Raw genomic sequence first — 12,799 nt, forward strand, 5'->3', positions numbered from 1 at the left:
TCAATAAATTCTGAGGTAAATAAATTAATTACTTCTAATTCAAATCATATCACACATAAATTAGGCCACTTTTTCCCTTAAAAGTCCTGATATAGCAATAAGTCTCAATTATAGCCTTGTTATTGCGGGTTCTTTGGGAGCACTAGGTCGCAGGTTCGAATCCTGCCGCCCGGATTTAGTTATAGCAGTAAGTCTCAGCTAATAATAATTTTCCCTCAAAAAGCAAATTCATTGAATTTAGTTGCTTTAAATTGCTTATCTTTCCAAAACTGTCTTGATTTACTTTTTAGTGTCATTTCACTGAGAATATTACCTTCTATCTTGTAAGCATCTTCACGTCTGCCATATATTTTATCCTTATGAATAAATTTTGTTTTTAGAAAATTACCTTCATCATCTATTGATCCTGATATTGAGGCATTTTGCCAATTATTACATTGTTCATGAGTATTTTCTATTGATCCTGATAGTTGATTACCAACTATCCTAAGTATTATTTTTATTGGAACTTCTCTTGGACACACATAATTTCCTTGATATACAACCATATTCATCCTCATCATAAATTCTGATTTATAACTTCCATCTAATGTACTTTCCGCAGAAGCAGGGTTGCCGGAGTAGAAGTATAAAACCAAAACTAATTTGTAAAAAATACTTTTTAACGCTAAAAAAGACATTTCTTGATAAACCTATATAAATTATTTTACTTTTAACGGGAAAACAATCAATTAAATATTGATGTTTAGGAATTCTAAGTAAATATCCTTTCCCTCAAATTTCCCTAAAATTTTTAATAGTCCTAATTAGTCGATACTATTTTATCTAAATTAATTGCTATATCAATAAGTCTCAGTAATTATCCTATTTAAGCTGCTTCTTTGGGAGCACTAGGTCGCAGGTTCGAATCCTGTCGCCCCGACTCAATCAAAACCAATTCATACTAACGAGTTACCCAGACTCACTTTTTTATTGCAAAAATATGACCACTCGAAATGTGTTCAAATAGTGGTCAAATTTGATTGACAGTAGATCTAACCTCGACTCTACTTTTTTTAGATAAAGTACCTATATTTTGTTATTCATTTAAAGGTTATTATTTTGAGCAAATAACAGGATCAAAAAAATGATGAAACTTGCAATCATTTTCTTACCAATTGTCTTTGCACTTATATGGGCTCTATTTATTGGGTTAAGAATAAATAGAGTAGAAAATAGAGATGGAAAAAGAAAATTAATTAATTATTAATTGATTGACAGTCGATCTAAGATAAGGGGCAATAAGCTCATTTCTTAATAGCAAAGTACGCTATCCGCTTTAATTGATTCTTCAACTAGAACATCTGGCATAACAAACTCTGCAGTGTATCCATCTAGAAGCTTCTCATCGTAACCCCTAGATTTAGCTGACATTCCTGAGACATATATGGTAATTTTTGAATTCTTTAATTTTTGAAGATGTTCGTATAAATCTCCAGTACCTTGGCCAACTATTTCACCAGCTTTTTTGCAATTTAATATTTTTACTCCGTCTCCTGCAAGAAAAAGTGTTACTTTATGATCGTTTTTTTCTGCAGTAAGGGCAACCAATAAACCTAAAGTTATTTTATTTTTGGATTCTAAACCGCTGTAAATATGTACTAACACTGTATTGTCCGTAATGATAGACATTTAATCCTCTCCAATTTTTTATATCCTAAATAAAATCTATTTTCATTAGCTGTTTTTTTATGAAACGCTTACTACTTGCACTGCTGATAGTTAAAAATGACAGCCAACTTAGAGATAAACGTATACCATTTATAAAAATCAAAATCTTTAATGAAAAAAACTATTTTAACTGGTTTAATTGCTTGCATTGCTGGGCTTGCAATTGGTTATAAAGTCCCAAAAGACAAGAATGCTGGTTATGTAATGATTTCTGGCAGGATTACAAATCCAGAACAAGCAGGTAAATACTTTGAAGCAGTAAATGATGTTGTTGTTAAAGGTTGCGGAGCAAAAACACTATCAGTTGACTTCGAGACTGATATTAGAGAGGGATATGATGGTCCGTTTTCTGTGCTTTCAAAATTTCCAAGTAAACAAGCAGTTATTGATTGTTATGAAGGACCATATCAAGAATTAATTCCTTTAAGAAAAGGAGCTATAGATATGAATTTTAGAATAGTTGAAAGAAATAGATAAAAAAGAGCTAGGGATCCTTATCCTAAAAAAAGTGGTCAAAGAGTGGTCAAAAAGTGGTCAAATGTTGCTTAAATAGCCAGGACAAACAACGCAACACCACGCAAGAATCCAGATAATGCTTAAAACCTAGTGCTGGACTAGAGCTTTTAAGTGCTTTGGGAGCACTAGGTAGCAGGTTCGATTCCTTTCGCCCAACTTGCTTTTCAGCGATTAACTATTTTGAATTAGGGGAAAATTAAGGGCAATGACTTCCTTTTTAGTGGGTTTTCTTATGGTTTTTCCCTAGACTTTATAGAATTTCTTGAATTCTTTAAGATATAAAAACTGCCTTATGTAGATAATATAGAGATGGTTGCTATCCTTATTGGCAGATGGCTATTAAATATTGATATTTAATGTTGCGACTTCTTCCGTTACCGATTTTTATTTGCATTTTTCTATTCTCTTGGTGGAGATGTAAAAAAAATATTATCGCTAGTGATAAGCAACTAAAGCCTTGCATTGATTGGGCATATATAAAAAATTTAAATCTCCCACCAAAACCTTCATTTGTCGAATTTTATATTGTTTATGTTTCTTCTTTTTTTAAATTTCCCTTTGAGATAATTATTCAAAAACTACCTTTTGCAAAGAAAGTAAGATACTACGAAAGAGAAATGAAATTAATTTTTGATAAATGGAATTTAGAAAAAATTAAAAAAATAATTAACTAAATTATGGATAAAAAGAAAAATTATATGGAAGAAAAACTAGACGAAGCTCTAGATTAAGATTTTGATATTGATTGGGAAGTTTAAAACAAGAAACCCTTCCAGAAATTCCAACTACTGAAAGGGTTATTAAATCGACTCGCAACTATATAGAATCAATTTATGTCTTGCAGCAAACGTAGAGTGTGCTGACGAGGTTTGGCCTCAATTAATTTATAGCAAAAATTTTTAAACTCCCGCTACTTTTCCTTTCGCTTGTCTTTTTTTTAGAATTGCATAAGTTTGTGAAGCCCACTTTCGAGAAATATCAAATTCAGTATCTAAGTTTTCTTTAAGTAATTTGCCAAATTTAAATGCTTCTACGAAGCCTAGATAAATTATTACCAGCACCCCAGTTATTTTTACTGCAACAGCTGCTATCTTTTCAATTCTTTGATCTTGCATTTGAACTTATCCAAGTCCACTAAAAATACCAGTTGTAAGAAATTATGCAAATGTTTTTTTAAATTAAAAATAACTTCTAAAAATACTGGTTTTCTCACTAGCTAAGACCCACATCATATAGACCAAATTTTAAAACCTTATGGATAACTAGGTCGCAGGTTCGAATCCTGTCGCCCTGGCTCTTATCACCCAAGTAATAAAAAGGTATCCAAGCCTTTCTTTTTTATTATTTAAATTCTGCCGTCAATGATTGCGAACAAATTGCGGACAAAAGATGTCTAATTGAAAGGTGAGGTGTTATTAGCAGGTGCTATTAGCAGGATTTCAAAAACTATCCCAGTTAGGGCAATTGGGAGAACCCAAATACCAATAAATCTATGATCAAAGAATCTTAAATGATCTTCCCCCCTGAAAACACTTCGTAAAGAAGTAAATAGGGTTTCAGGTTGCTTATAAGATGGCACATTTTTAGAAGGAGAATATGGCCTAACAAAGGCGGAAGAAGCAGAAAACTTTGCAATTTTTCTTAGAAAATAAATAGGTAAAACCCATATAGCAACGAATCTTCCACCAAGCCACTGACGAGCATTAGGCAGAGCATACTCTTTTATAGATTTATTCTCTGGCATTCCAGATTCCAAATTCTTATAAATTTTTTCTAATGTAGATTCATTACTTGATTTATTGATCATTTGATTTTCAGAAAATTTTTTTACAAGAGGTGTAATAAATAAAAATATTCCTAACTACTAAAATAACTAAAACGTAGTTAGGAATATTTTCTTTGGCTAGGTTCATAAAGACGGAATCTATACCGTTGCAGATTCGCCAAATATCTACATATTATTTATAAATAAAAAACTCTTTTTTAAAAAGTAAATAATATACATAAGAAGGAATAATATTTAATAATTTAGAGTTTTAATTAAGAATTTAATTTACTATTCATGAATATTAAAAAAAATATTTAAACCTCATTTTCTAAGATTGCGAAAAAGAAAATGAGGTCAAAGGGAGGTTCTCATTACGAACCGCTTTATCAAAGCTAGCGGTTAGTAGATTGCCCTAATATCTACTTATATATTTATATAATGAGTTTTAAAATACAGGAAGATTAATTTTATACAAATAAGTGTTTAATATTTTATGTGATTATTGCTTAGGAAAAATTTATTAATGCACTGACTATAGTTATTGAAAGATAAAAAAATGCATAAAGAGAAAGTGCAAAAAATAAATATTGTTCTATTGGAATCATGAGAAGGTATTAATTTAATGGTAAGAAAAATTTGATTAATTTTTTGTTAAAAAGATATTCTCTAAAAAATAACTTTGTTCTATCGATTCATTTTTAAGAGAAATATTTTTTGGCAAATTATTATTCATAGAATTAAAAGCACCCCATTTTTTTAGCCAGAATAAAGCATAAAAAAATGCGATTAAAAATGGTGCTCCAACAATTAAAAATCTAATATCCATCAAAATTTCCTATTAATAAGATTTAAACTGCATTGCTAATATTGCTCCAAGGAAGAAAACGGTTGGAATCCCTAGGGCATTAACTGCTGCGGTTCTTACAGTAAATACTGGATAACCTTCTGCTGGTCTGCCAGTATCAGGAATTAATGCTGAATCTTCCCATACTTGATAATTTTTAAAAGGAACTACTCCCTTCTTTGGTAAACCTAGTGGCGTTAACCTAAATACATCCCACCTGCCTAACCAAAAGACTGTAAATATCCATGAAAATATTATTGGTGTAATAACAAGTAAAATCCTATAATCCATTTCAAAAAGTAAAAATAAACTTGATTATTATTTTGTCTTTTTTAATTAAATAAAAGAGTTGATCATTAACTAATATTTAGAAAAAAGCTCTTAATAACATTGTTTCTAATCATTAGTAACATCATGAAATGATTAATTGATTTAATTAAAGTATATTTTTTTGGATTGCGATATTTAGATATTTTTTTTGATGTAGATTTTAATTAATTAAAAAACAAATATGGAAACCTTTAGATTCTTACTTTTTGGTTTTGCAGGAGTTAGTGTAGTTTTTTGGGTTGCAATAATAGCTTTATGGCATGCATACATGTTCCCAAGATTCTTCAATGAAGATAAAGGTTTAAATTCTGTTATGAATCAAGAAATAAAAGTTTCAACAGACACAATTTTAGGCGGTTTGATTAACAGCAATAATTTCAGAAATAGAGATAAATATTCAATGAAAAGCTTGGTTATTGCAGACTTTTCATCTGCAAGTAATAATTTCAAACTAAATAAACTCTACACAACGGTGATGATTGGGGTTACTTTTGCAAGTTTCATTTTTCTCACTTATGGATTAAGCAGTTCAATAACAACGGTCAGTTAAATGGAATCTATATATGTAATTATTTTTATTACTTGTTTTGTTTATTTAATTTTTGACTCATTCAAAAATATAAATACAGAATAGATTGCTAATGTTTTTTGCCAGCTAATAAAATTTTTCTTCTTATATAAAAGAATACTAATGTAGTTATTATCATTATTGGTGGATGAAATGATATTGAATTTAGATATTCAAAGTAATCAAATGATTCCAAAATTTTTAATGGTAATTTACTAAAACTATATTTCATCTCTCAAATTCTTATTGATTTAAATAGATCAATATCTTGTATAAAATGCTAGTTAAATTTTTCTTAACTGATATTTTTCGGACAAACTTTATAACAAGTAATATGCGTTTAATTTATTATTCTCCTAATTCTGCATCAAAATCAATAGTAGTAATTGTTTCATTTAAAAGATAATATTTTCTTCTTCAAGTTTTTTCTTAAGTTCCATAGGCATATAAGCAATATCTTTCCTAATTGCATCAATGGCATCTTTATACTTTTTAGGTTCAGCTAAAAGCATTTTGATCAAATTGTATTGACTTTCGATTTCTTGTGAAGAAAATTTTCCCATAAAAAAAGAGGGTTAATTCCTCTATGTTAGATCGACTGTCAATCGTTAATAAATATAGACTGACAAAAAAACAAGAACCACCTCCAGAAATTCCAACTACCAAAGAGGAAATTAAATTGACACATATATAAAGTCAATCTATAACTTCAAGTAAACGAGGGGTTTACTCATTAAGGTTTGGCCTCATTTAATTTAAGCAAAAGAATATTAAATAAACTTATTTAAACTTTCTAATCAATGTCATAATCGTCATCAATATCTTTTTCATAAACCCTCGCAAGTTCTCTAAGTAAAATTTTTACTTCCATATCTGTAGCTCCAGATTCGTCTTGGAACTTGGTGCAAATTACCTTAAGTTCTTCATAAGCTTGCTCAATCAATATTGTTTTTTGATTTGGAATAGTCATTTAGTTTTTATTTACTACTTCTCCTCCATATTCTCTTGCTATTACATCTAAACATCTAAGAATATCTTTGTTATTCAATAGATCTGTTTGCTCTAAATAATTAAGAAGAGTTCTGATTTGTTCAATAGTATTTTCTTCTAATTCCTTCATTTATTTTCCTCCTCATTACTGATATTTATTTAGTAATTGATTATAAATTATAAACAATACTATTACTCCACTAATACCATAAATTACATGGGATGGGTCATGATGATTCTGCCAAAGCTCCTGTAAAAATACCATTAATAGTTAACTAACAAGCTCAATAGAATATACGGTATCCTTACAATTATTTTTTTTATCCCATTCCTTTGCAAAAGGAGATTCCATCTCTACTCCTAATTTTTCTAAGTCAGTACAATTCATTAACAAATGAGATTTGTGTTCATTGACTTTTACAAACTCATAATCAGTTACAAACTCCTTGCACATTTCTTCAAGAAATAATGTCGTTACATCATTTTTAAATTCTTCATATGTACAGCTAAAGGTTGAAATAATAAGAGTGTTCATAGAAAAAGGAGCTGATTGCCCCTTTATTTTAGATAGACTGTCAATCTCTTTCTATGAGTAGACTTTGGCAACTATTGGACCAGCTTCTTCATCAGTAAATACAGGTGTGGTTTCCCAATTGAGAAATTCACCCCATTCAGCGGCATGTTGATATATCGCTTTTGGATCATCAGTCTTTAAAACTATCCAACCCTCTAAAGAACCGGGTGCGTGATATCTTCCAATCATCTCAACTCCAGGATAATCTCCCCCACCACCAAGAAATTTTTCTGCACCTTTTTGATGATATCCGGCCTTAAATGACCAATGCTGAACATAAAGCATTTTATTTTTTAATTTTTATTGGCTTTCTATTACTAGCAAAAAAAATAATTACTGAAAATAAATAGTTATAGTTGCCCATTATTTTAAATCTACTTTCCAAAAACTATCCATGTCCGACCTAGTTAAAGGAGAGCACCATGCCGTATGGGGGGGGGTAGCTAAGATTATGTATAACTATATAGAAGTACGTACTTTATGCAATATGCAGTCTCAAACTTGTTCTACTAACGTCAATAAACTCTTGTTTTAGAAGTATTGGTTAATCTCAAATCAACAAAGGAGTGCTTTGGAAGCACTAGCTGGCAGGTTCGAATCCTTCTGCCCCGATTGACTTCTCAGTATTCTCAATGTTCCATTCAGCGATTAAAGAAAAAAATGCTTATTTAACCTATTTAGCCTTTTTATTTTTTAATATAGGTAAATTAAATTACTAATAATAATGAGTAAGTTTCAAGATAACTTTTCAAGCGAAAGTTTTTACCCAGATAGCAATTATTATCTTGACCAAGATAATACTCCTAAAAAGGACTCAATTTTAGAAGATCAAAAATCCAATATGGGTGGCAATTTTGAATGGCCAAATACCTATTGGTTTATTGCAGAAAGAACAAATGGAAGGCTTGCAATGATAGGTTTCATGGCTGTCATTATTAACTACACCTTATTTGGATGGATAGCTTATCCAATCCTTTAAATGAGTAATTTTAATTTTAACAATAATGGTGTAGATAAGTCTGGAACACATTGGCTTCAATATGCTGCGTTTGTTGTAACTGCATTTGCTATTTATTTTTTCTGGGCATTTTTCAATGATGCCAATTTCCATCAATTCTCTGTAAAAATATTCAAGTTCTGGAATTGTAATGGATATAACCCTTTGAGTTATTGCGTGATGCGTTGGAAAGTAGACTTTATTCCTTAAAAAAGTAATAGCTACTGGGTCTTACTAGTTGGTTAATTCAAATAAACCAAGAGTAAAAAGGTTTATTGAAAATACAAAAAACAAAGATCAATTTTTCAATTTATGTTTGTTGATTCTGTAAAAGTTACTTATATTTGTAGCAAAAAACCGCCTGTAATAACAACCAGAAAAGAAACGAGGAAGATTGGACAACAAAAAAGAGAGCTAGGGCTTCTAATCCTTAATAGGTTGTCAAATAATAGTCAATTACTAATTAATGGCGGTGCAAGTATAAAGCGTTTTATACTATTTAAGTTTTTTCTACCAAAGTTCAAAGTATAAATCTTACGTTTTTACTAGCAAATTTCTTTTAACTTCCCAGTTAATTTTATTAGTTTTTGATTAGTCATATGTTTTTGAGGAGTTTTCGAGTAATCCATTTAATTCTAGGATTTCTTCTTTACTAAGTTCTCTATATTCTCCTGTTGGCACGTCTAACTTAATATTCATAATTCTTACACGCTTTAATGATCGTACTTTATATCCTAAGGCCTCACACATTCTTCTAATCTGACGGTTAAGTCCCTGAGTCAGTATTATTTTGAAATTTCTTGGACCCAATTGTTTTACAAAACAACTTTTAGTTATTGTGTCTAATATTTCAACTCCATTACTCATGCTTGTAATAAAGTCGCTATTAATCGGACGATTAACTTTTACAATATATTCTTTTTCATGATTATTTCTTGCCCTGAGTATTTTATTTACGATATCTCCATCATTAGTTAAAAAAATCAATCCTTCACTTAGCTTATCTAATCTTCCGATGGGGAAAATTCTTTTAGGGTATTTAATGAAATCTATGACATTATTGGGTTCTACTTTTCTATCTGTTGTGCAAACAATTCCTAGAGGTTTATTAAAGGCTAAATATATGTTTTTTTGTCCCTTAAATTTTTCTATTTTTTGACCTTTAACTTCTACTCGATCACTAACTTGTACTTTAGTTCCAATTTCTGAAATTTTGCCATTAATGGTTACCTTTCCTTCTAGGATTAATCTATCAGCTTGTCTTCTAGAACAATAACCAACTTCACTTAAATATTTATTTATTCTGGTAGCCATTTTGGATGTTTCATTTTTATCTGCACTAAATAAAATAATTTACTAATCTCCTCATATTCTAGATCGGCTGTCAATTTTAGTTAGTATTCTCATCATTGAATTTCAGATTATTTTCATCAGTAATTTATACCGCGCAGATCTAACTCTTTTTTAAATTCCAATTTTTTTCAATTTTCCTCCATCCCTTAGAAAGTAATCTTTCATAAATTTCTCTAGCTAAATCTATTTCAACAGAAACTGTACTTGTCATTACTGGTTGTTTGTTTTCTAATCCCCCCACTATTTTTCCAGTATCTATAAACATATACTCAAAAACTCCATCAATACTCTTATCGTTTTTAATAAATCTTTTAACTTCTGACCTATTTGAATTAATCAACCAAAAAGATTTAGCCATTAATCTAACCTTGGAATTAGTAAGAGTTCCATTTAAAACAAACTCATTTGATCTGTTTCTTTTTTCTTTACATCCTCTACTAGCCAACCATCATGGGGCCAACTCATCGTAATTGCAAATAATCCTTTTAATTCATCTGCATTTTTAACTTGCTCTGTCCATTGTTCCTCATATCCATCAGGAACGATCACAGGCATGCGGTGATGTAAAGGCTTAATTAAATCATTTGGAATAGTAGTTAAAATGCAGCAACTCTCAAGTTCTGCTCCATCTGGGGAGATCCATTTACTCCAAATTCCTCCCAGCCAAAAAGTCTCATAATTCGCTTTTCGAACACGATATTTTTTTTCAAAAAAACCGCTCGCAGGTATTAGGCACCTTTTATGTTTCCAACTTCCTCTAAATAATTTTTTTTCTTCTACAGTTTCTGATCTTGCATTAAATGGTCTTGGTCTCTCTTTATCAAATGGGTCTCTCGCCCAAGGAGAAATAAAGCCCCATGTCATAAAAGTAGTTTTAATTCTTCCTTCGTTTTTAATTACAAGAACAGGATCATTAGGTCTTATTAGTTTTTGAGTCTCATATTTAGAATCAAGTCCACTTGGATAGTCTTGTTTCAAAACCGTTGGCAATTTTTCAAATTTAGTTTTCAGCTCAAATCTTCCGCACATTGGTTTTTAAAAAATTTTTTAAAACTCACTTACAAAAAAGAGCAAATTTACCTTATTTTAGATCTACTTTCAGTTTCTTCAAATAAAAATCAATTTTTTGATCTTAGAAATTTTTTATCTAAATAATTAAAAGAAAATATAGATATTGAAAAGCTTCCTCAAAATTAATTTGAATGTTTCAAAATTAAGTTATGACAGATCCTATTCTATATCTATCAATGTTATTGGGATTTGGAGGAGTTTATGTATTAATCTCTTCCTTCCATGATGATGACGATGATGATGATGGAGAAAAATATTTTTATAATCTCGAACACACCAATTTAGCAAGATAATTGATGTTTTTATTAAGCATTAGTTCTTAAGATAAAATTATTAACAAAATCAGTTTTCAATCAAAGATTATTTTACAGGAAGTAACTGAAATATTATGCCTCTTACAAGAAATACACTTGGTCATTATATTCATTTTTAAATTTAGTTGTAGGTCCTTTATCCGTATATATTTGTGCCTTAAACCGTACATTTTTATTAGTCGGTTGATGAGCATGCTTAGTTAGAACTAAGTGGTAACAGAAATAAATTAAATGCCTTCAACACCGATTAAATCTTGTAATAAATATGTGTTGAGTTACAAAGATTCATCAAATAATACACAACAGATTGGCTTTTATGCGCGAGATGCATATGATTGCCTGATGCTTGCGAGAGAATTCAACTCTTACGTACATGACAATCCAGGATCTGTAATGAGAATCCAACAAAAATTTTGAGGTAATTAATTATGAATTTAAAAAGAACACCATTTGCAGTTCAAGATAAAAATATAAGAGATCTTGATAATGCAAAAGATTTTCCAACAATCGCAGATTTAATGAGAGACCAAAAGGTTCCACAAGATAACGGAAATACGGTGCACCATAGAAGAGATTTAGACTCTCTAGGTTAGTTTAAGATAATAGCTAGTTGCTGATTTTCAAAAATTAACGATCATGACGAATATCATTTGCGTTTCATTCATAAGATTATATTTTTCTAAAGTTTTTTGAAGTTCTATAGGCATGTATGCAATATCTTTCTTTATTGCAATAAATACTCTATATACTTTTAAGGTTCAGCTAAAAGCATTTTATTGAATTATATTGGCTTTCAATTTCTTCAAAAGAATTTTTCCCAAAGAGCAGGTATTACCCTTTTATTTTAGACCAACAGTCATGCACTTAAAATATTAGCTATTTGTTATGGGCTGCTGCAATTTCTTTATGTACAGAAAGAAATTCTTTATCTGTTAGAACTGGAGTAACTTCAATTTCAACGCCAAAATTATCAACCCAGATACTACTCCATTTCCAAATGTTCTGATGGTTTGAAGATTCAACTATTGCCCAACCATTAGCTCCCTCAGGATTTACTACTCGATTAAGAACTTTAAACCCATCAAATTCATCACCTTCGCATCCTCCTTCTACAAAAACCGCAAAAGCTTCGGCTCCTTGTATATGACTTTCTTGATCTGGAAATTGCCAGTGAACGATGTAAGTTTGCATGAATAAAACTATTTTTTTAATTATTAATTATCGATTTTAAAAATTAAATAAAAAGTCTTTAAACACTAATTTAAAAAGGCCTAAGCCTAGAAGGAAAAAAAGCAAAAAAAAAGACTCTTACGAGCCTAGGTGATGGGGACTCCTATAATGACAAATTAAACAGAATCAAACAACCCCATCAATAGGTAATTTTAAATACTTACAAACACCATATGTAGTGCTAAGATTTTAAAAAGGCTGGGTGATGGGGATTATCCCGCTTTTTGATTGGGGCGAAGCTAACGCCCTTTTTTTATGGAAAAATTTACTTTAATCAATAAAGCCAAATCTAGGATAAAAGTATTTGAACCTTTTGAAGATAGTTCTAAGAACTCTTCTTCTAAGAACTCTTCTATGATTAATGCAATTTTAATCTCTTATGGGTGTGTTTTCAAACGATCTAGTAAGCCAGTCATGAAAGGCTCTAGAGTTGAATCTCTTGAAGAAGCAAGAAACGAATATAAAAAACTATTAGAGGAAGGGTGGTTAAAAACTTATAGATTCAATAGTTTTTTTAAAAAAAAATGGTGAATA

The 12,799-nt window shown here is 30.2% G+C and carries 26 protein-coding genes; 11 read left to right on the plus strand and 15 right to left on the minus strand.

The features are described 5' to 3' along the window. Positions 1-215: 215 nt before the first annotated feature. Positions 216-680 (minus strand): hypothetical protein, encoded by a 465-nt coding sequence (locus tag EW14_RS06130; RefSeq protein ID WP_042850624.1) that lies wholly within the window; start codon positions 678-680, stop codon positions 216-218. Between the two features lie 446 nt (positions 681-1,126). Here EW14_RS06130 and EW14_RS10615 point away from each other — a divergent pair, with 446 nt between their 5' ends. Then, positions 1,127-1,249 carry a hypothetical protein gene (locus tag EW14_RS10615; RefSeq protein WP_255347389.1) on the plus strand — a complete coding sequence of 41 codons (123 nt, stop codon included), beginning with the start codon at positions 1,127-1,129 and terminating at the stop codon, positions 1,247-1,249. Between the two features lie 44 nt (positions 1,250-1,293). On the opposite strand, the gene EW14_RS06135 is transcribed toward EW14_RS10615, so the two are convergent. After that, positions 1,294-1,671, minus strand: coding sequence for a DsrE family protein (locus tag EW14_RS06135; RefSeq protein ID WP_042850625.1), 378 nt, complete (start codon positions 1,669-1,671; stop codon positions 1,294-1,296). A 150-nt stretch (positions 1,672-1,821) separates the two neighbouring features. On the opposite strand from EW14_RS06135, the gene EW14_RS06140 reads away from it, so the two are divergent. Beyond that, on the plus strand, positions 1,822-2,187 hold the full coding sequence (locus EW14_RS06140) for a DUF1330 domain-containing protein (protein WP_042850626.1): 366 nt from the start codon (positions 1,822-1,824) through the stop codon (positions 2,185-2,187). Between the two features lie 395 nt (positions 2,188-2,582). Then, entirely contained in the window at positions 2,583-2,900 is a 318-nt protein-coding gene (locus tag EW14_RS06145; RefSeq protein WP_042850627.1) for a hypothetical protein, read from the plus strand. 225 nt (positions 2,901-3,125) lie between these two features. On the opposite strand, the gene EW14_RS06150 is transcribed toward EW14_RS06145, so the two are convergent. From EW14_RS06150 to psbF, 4 genes are all read right to left on the minus strand, one after another. Beyond that, entirely contained in the window at positions 3,126-3,341 is a 216-nt protein-coding gene (locus EW14_RS06150) for a hypothetical protein (protein ID WP_042850628.1), read from the minus strand. A 278-nt stretch (positions 3,342-3,619) separates the two neighbouring features. Beyond that, entirely contained in the window at positions 3,620-4,033 is a 414-nt protein-coding gene (locus tag EW14_RS06155) for a hypothetical protein (RefSeq protein ID WP_042850629.1), read from the minus strand. Between the two features lie 601 nt (positions 4,034-4,634). Beyond that, positions 4,635-4,820, minus strand: coding sequence for a hypothetical protein (locus EW14_RS06160; RefSeq protein WP_042850630.1), 186 nt, complete (start codon positions 4,818-4,820; stop codon positions 4,635-4,637). A 12-nt stretch (positions 4,821-4,832) separates the two neighbouring features. Next, entirely contained in the window at positions 4,833-5,129 is a 297-nt protein-coding gene (gene psbF / locus EW14_RS09875; RefSeq protein ID WP_071840804.1) for a cytochrome b559 subunit beta, long form, read from the minus strand. A gap of 220 nt (positions 5,130-5,349) precedes the next feature. Between psbF and EW14_RS06170 the strand changes: the two genes are divergently transcribed. Beyond that, positions 5,350-5,718: a hypothetical protein gene (locus EW14_RS06170; RefSeq protein ID WP_042850631.1), complete on the plus strand. Its 369-nt coding sequence runs from the start codon at positions 5,350-5,352 to the stop codon at positions 5,716-5,718. A 413-nt stretch (positions 5,719-6,131) separates the two neighbouring features. Here EW14_RS06170 and EW14_RS06175 read toward each other — a convergent pair whose 3' ends face one another. From EW14_RS06175 to EW14_RS06185, 5 genes are all read right to left on the minus strand, one after another. Beyond that, positions 6,132-6,299 (minus strand): hypothetical protein, encoded by a 168-nt coding sequence (locus tag EW14_RS06175; protein ID WP_042850632.1) that lies wholly within the window; start codon positions 6,297-6,299, stop codon positions 6,132-6,134. A gap of 230 nt (positions 6,300-6,529) precedes the next feature. Continuing rightward, positions 6,530-6,706: a hypothetical protein gene (locus EW14_RS10335; RefSeq protein ID WP_197049553.1), complete on the minus strand. Its 177-nt coding sequence runs from the start codon at positions 6,704-6,706 to the stop codon at positions 6,530-6,532. After that, positions 6,707-6,856: a hypothetical protein gene (locus EW14_RS10340; protein ID WP_197049554.1), complete on the minus strand. Its 150-nt coding sequence runs from the start codon at positions 6,854-6,856 to the stop codon at positions 6,707-6,709. 141 nt (positions 6,857-6,997) lie between these two features. Further along, positions 6,998-7,261, minus strand: a complete 264-nt coding sequence (locus EW14_RS06180; RefSeq protein ID WP_042850633.1) for a hypothetical protein — start codon at positions 7,259-7,261, stop codon at positions 6,998-7,000. Positions 7,262-7,312: 51 nt separating this feature from the next. After that, positions 7,313-7,585, minus strand: a complete 273-nt coding sequence (locus EW14_RS06185) for a DUF3303 domain-containing protein (RefSeq protein WP_019480434.1) — start codon at positions 7,583-7,585, stop codon at positions 7,313-7,315. Between the two features lie 439 nt (positions 7,586-8,024). Here EW14_RS06185 and EW14_RS10345 point away from each other — a divergent pair, with 439 nt between their 5' ends. The 3 genes from EW14_RS10345 (at position 8,025) to EW14_RS10350 (ending at position 8,828) form a co-directional block, all read left to right on the plus strand. Next, positions 8,025-8,279 carry a high light inducible protein gene (locus EW14_RS10345; protein ID WP_042850635.1) on the plus strand — a complete coding sequence of 85 codons (255 nt, stop codon included), beginning with the start codon at positions 8,025-8,027 and terminating at the stop codon, positions 8,277-8,279. Further along, positions 8,280-8,507 (plus strand): hypothetical protein, encoded by a 228-nt coding sequence (locus tag EW14_RS06195; RefSeq protein ID WP_042850636.1) that lies wholly within the window; start codon positions 8,280-8,282, stop codon positions 8,505-8,507. Between the two features lie 102 nt (positions 8,508-8,609). Continuing rightward, positions 8,610-8,828: a hypothetical protein gene (locus tag EW14_RS10350; RefSeq protein ID WP_042850637.1), complete on the plus strand. Its 219-nt coding sequence runs from the start codon at positions 8,610-8,612 to the stop codon at positions 8,826-8,828. A 60-nt stretch (positions 8,829-8,888) separates the two neighbouring features. Here EW14_RS10350 and EW14_RS06205 read toward each other — a convergent pair whose 3' ends face one another. The 3 genes from EW14_RS06205 to EW14_RS06215 all read right to left on the minus strand — a co-directional run bounded on the left by EW14_RS06205 (position 8,889) and on the right by EW14_RS06215 (position 10,679). After that, complete coding sequence (locus tag EW14_RS06205) at positions 8,889-9,611, minus strand: pseudouridine synthase (RefSeq protein ID WP_042850638.1); 723 nt, start codon at positions 9,609-9,611, stop codon at positions 8,889-8,891. Between the two features lie 139 nt (positions 9,612-9,750). After that, on the minus strand, positions 9,751-10,008 hold the full coding sequence (locus EW14_RS06210; protein ID WP_042851332.1) for a DUF1651 domain-containing protein: 258 nt from the start codon (positions 10,006-10,008) through the stop codon (positions 9,751-9,753). Between the two features lie 32 nt (positions 10,009-10,040). Next, a complete protein-coding gene (locus tag EW14_RS06215) occupies positions 10,041-10,679 on the minus strand; it encodes an SOS response-associated peptidase (protein WP_042850640.1) in 639 nt (212 codons plus the stop codon). Positions 10,680-10,870: 191 nt separating this feature from the next. Here EW14_RS06215 and EW14_RS10355 point away from each other — a divergent pair, with 191 nt between their 5' ends. From EW14_RS10355 to EW14_RS10360, 3 genes are all read left to right on the plus strand, one after another. Next, positions 10,871-11,014 carry a hypothetical protein gene (locus EW14_RS10355; RefSeq protein WP_197049555.1) on the plus strand — a complete coding sequence of 48 codons (144 nt, stop codon included), beginning with the start codon at positions 10,871-10,873 and terminating at the stop codon, positions 11,012-11,014. A 252-nt stretch (positions 11,015-11,266) separates the two neighbouring features. After that, the gene (locus EW14_RS09880; protein ID WP_071840805.1) at positions 11,267-11,452 is read left to right on the plus strand and encodes a hypothetical protein; all 186 of its coding nucleotides are present in this window, start codon (positions 11,267-11,269) and stop codon (positions 11,450-11,452) included. Positions 11,453-11,463: 11 nt separating this feature from the next. After that, on the plus strand, positions 11,464-11,628 hold the full coding sequence (locus EW14_RS10360; protein ID WP_197049556.1) for a hypothetical protein: 165 nt from the start codon (positions 11,464-11,466) through the stop codon (positions 11,626-11,628). A 283-nt stretch (positions 11,629-11,911) separates the two neighbouring features. Here the strand turns inward: EW14_RS10360 and EW14_RS06220 are convergent, their stop codons facing one another. Continuing rightward, positions 11,912-12,226 carry a DUF3303 domain-containing protein gene (locus EW14_RS06220; protein ID WP_042850641.1) on the minus strand — a complete coding sequence of 105 codons (315 nt, stop codon included), beginning with the start codon at positions 12,224-12,226 and terminating at the stop codon, positions 11,912-11,914. Positions 12,227-12,520: 294 nt separating this feature from the next. Here EW14_RS06220 and EW14_RS06225 point away from each other — a divergent pair, with 294 nt between their 5' ends. After that, positions 12,521-12,796, plus strand: coding sequence for a DUF1651 domain-containing protein (locus EW14_RS06225; protein WP_042850642.1), 276 nt, complete (start codon positions 12,521-12,523; stop codon positions 12,794-12,796). Positions 12,797-12,799 lie beyond the last annotated feature (3 nt).

It is taken from the genome of Prochlorococcus sp. MIT 0604 (assembly GCF_000757845.1).
In the GTDB taxonomy this organism is placed as follows: Bacteria; Cyanobacteriota; Cyanobacteriia; order PCC-6307; family Cyanobiaceae; genus Prochlorococcus_A.

Excerpts from the sequence above, each read along its gene's own strand:
- EW14_RS10335 (WP_197049553.1), bottom strand. The coding sequence starts at position 6,706 with ATGACTATTCCAAATCAAAAAACAATATTGATTGAGCAAGCTTATGAA.
- EW14_RS10615 (WP_255347389.1), top strand. The coding sequence starts at position 1,127 with ATGATGAAACTTGCAATCATTTTCTTACCAATTGTCTTTGCACTTATA.
- EW14_RS06155 (WP_042850629.1), bottom strand. The coding sequence starts at position 4,033 with ATGATCAATAAATCAAGTAATGAATCTACATTAGAAAAAATTTATAAG.
- EW14_RS10360 (WP_197049556.1), top strand. The coding sequence starts at position 11,464 with ATGAATTTAAAAAGAACACCATTTGCAGTTCAAGATAAAAATATAAGA.
- EW14_RS06215 (WP_042850640.1), bottom strand. The coding sequence starts at position 10,679 with ATGTGCGGAAGATTTGAGCTGAAAACTAAATTTGAAAAATTGCCAACG.
- EW14_RS06150 (WP_042850628.1), bottom strand. The coding sequence starts at position 3,341 with ATGCAAGATCAAAGAATTGAAAAGATAGCAGCTGTTGCAGTAAAAATA.
- EW14_RS06130 (WP_042850624.1), bottom strand. The coding sequence starts at position 680 with ATGTCTTTTTTAGCGTTAAAAAGTATTTTTTACAAATTAGTTTTGGTT.
- EW14_RS10355 (WP_197049555.1), top strand. The coding sequence starts at position 10,871 with ATGACAGATCCTATTCTATATCTATCAATGTTATTGGGATTTGGAGGA.
- EW14_RS06135 (WP_042850625.1), bottom strand. The coding sequence starts at position 1,671 with ATGTCTATCATTACGGACAATACAGTGTTAGTACATATTTACAGCGGT.
- EW14_RS06220 (WP_042850641.1), bottom strand. The coding sequence starts at position 12,226 with ATGCAAACTTACATCGTTCACTGGCAATTTCCAGATCAAGAAAGTCAT.
- EW14_RS06210 (WP_042851332.1), bottom strand. The coding sequence starts at position 10,008 with ATGGCTAAATCTTTTTGGTTGATTAATTCAAATAGGTCAGAAGTTAAA.
- EW14_RS06175 (WP_042850632.1), bottom strand. The coding sequence starts at position 6,299 with ATGGGAAAATTTTCTTCACAAGAAATCGAAAGTCAATACAATTTGATC.
- EW14_RS10340 (WP_197049554.1), bottom strand. The coding sequence starts at position 6,856 with ATGAAGGAATTAGAAGAAAATACTATTGAACAAATCAGAACTCTTCTT.
- EW14_RS06185 (WP_019480434.1), bottom strand. The coding sequence starts at position 7,585 with ATGCTTTATGTTCAGCATTGGTCATTTAAGGCCGGATATCATCAAAAA.
- psbF (WP_071840804.1), bottom strand. The coding sequence starts at position 5,129 with ATGGATTATAGGATTTTACTTGTTATTACACCAATAATATTTTCATGG.
- EW14_RS09880 (WP_071840805.1), top strand. The coding sequence starts at position 11,267 with ATGCCTTCAACACCGATTAAATCTTGTAATAAATATGTGTTGAGTTAC.
- EW14_RS06140 (WP_042850626.1), top strand. The coding sequence starts at position 1,822 with ATGAAAAAAACTATTTTAACTGGTTTAATTGCTTGCATTGCTGGGCTT.
- EW14_RS06180 (WP_042850633.1), bottom strand. The coding sequence starts at position 7,261 with ATGAACACTCTTATTATTTCAACCTTTAGCTGTACATATGAAGAATTT.
- EW14_RS10350 (WP_042850637.1), top strand. The coding sequence starts at position 8,610 with ATGTTTGTTGATTCTGTAAAAGTTACTTATATTTGTAGCAAAAAACCG.
- EW14_RS06170 (WP_042850631.1), top strand. The coding sequence starts at position 5,350 with ATGGAAACCTTTAGATTCTTACTTTTTGGTTTTGCAGGAGTTAGTGTA.
- EW14_RS06160 (WP_042850630.1), bottom strand. The coding sequence starts at position 4,820 with ATGGATATTAGATTTTTAATTGTTGGAGCACCATTTTTAATCGCATTT.
- EW14_RS06195 (WP_042850636.1), top strand. The coding sequence starts at position 8,280 with ATGAGTAATTTTAATTTTAACAATAATGGTGTAGATAAGTCTGGAACA.
- EW14_RS06225 (WP_042850642.1), top strand. The coding sequence starts at position 12,521 with ATGGAAAAATTTACTTTAATCAATAAAGCCAAATCTAGGATAAAAGTA.
- EW14_RS06205 (WP_042850638.1), bottom strand. The coding sequence starts at position 9,611 with ATGGCTACCAGAATAAATAAATATTTAAGTGAAGTTGGTTATTGTTCT.
- EW14_RS10345 (WP_042850635.1), top strand. The coding sequence starts at position 8,025 with ATGAGTAAGTTTCAAGATAACTTTTCAAGCGAAAGTTTTTACCCAGAT.
- EW14_RS06145 (WP_042850627.1), top strand. The coding sequence starts at position 2,583 with ATGTTGCGACTTCTTCCGTTACCGATTTTTATTTGCATTTTTCTATTC.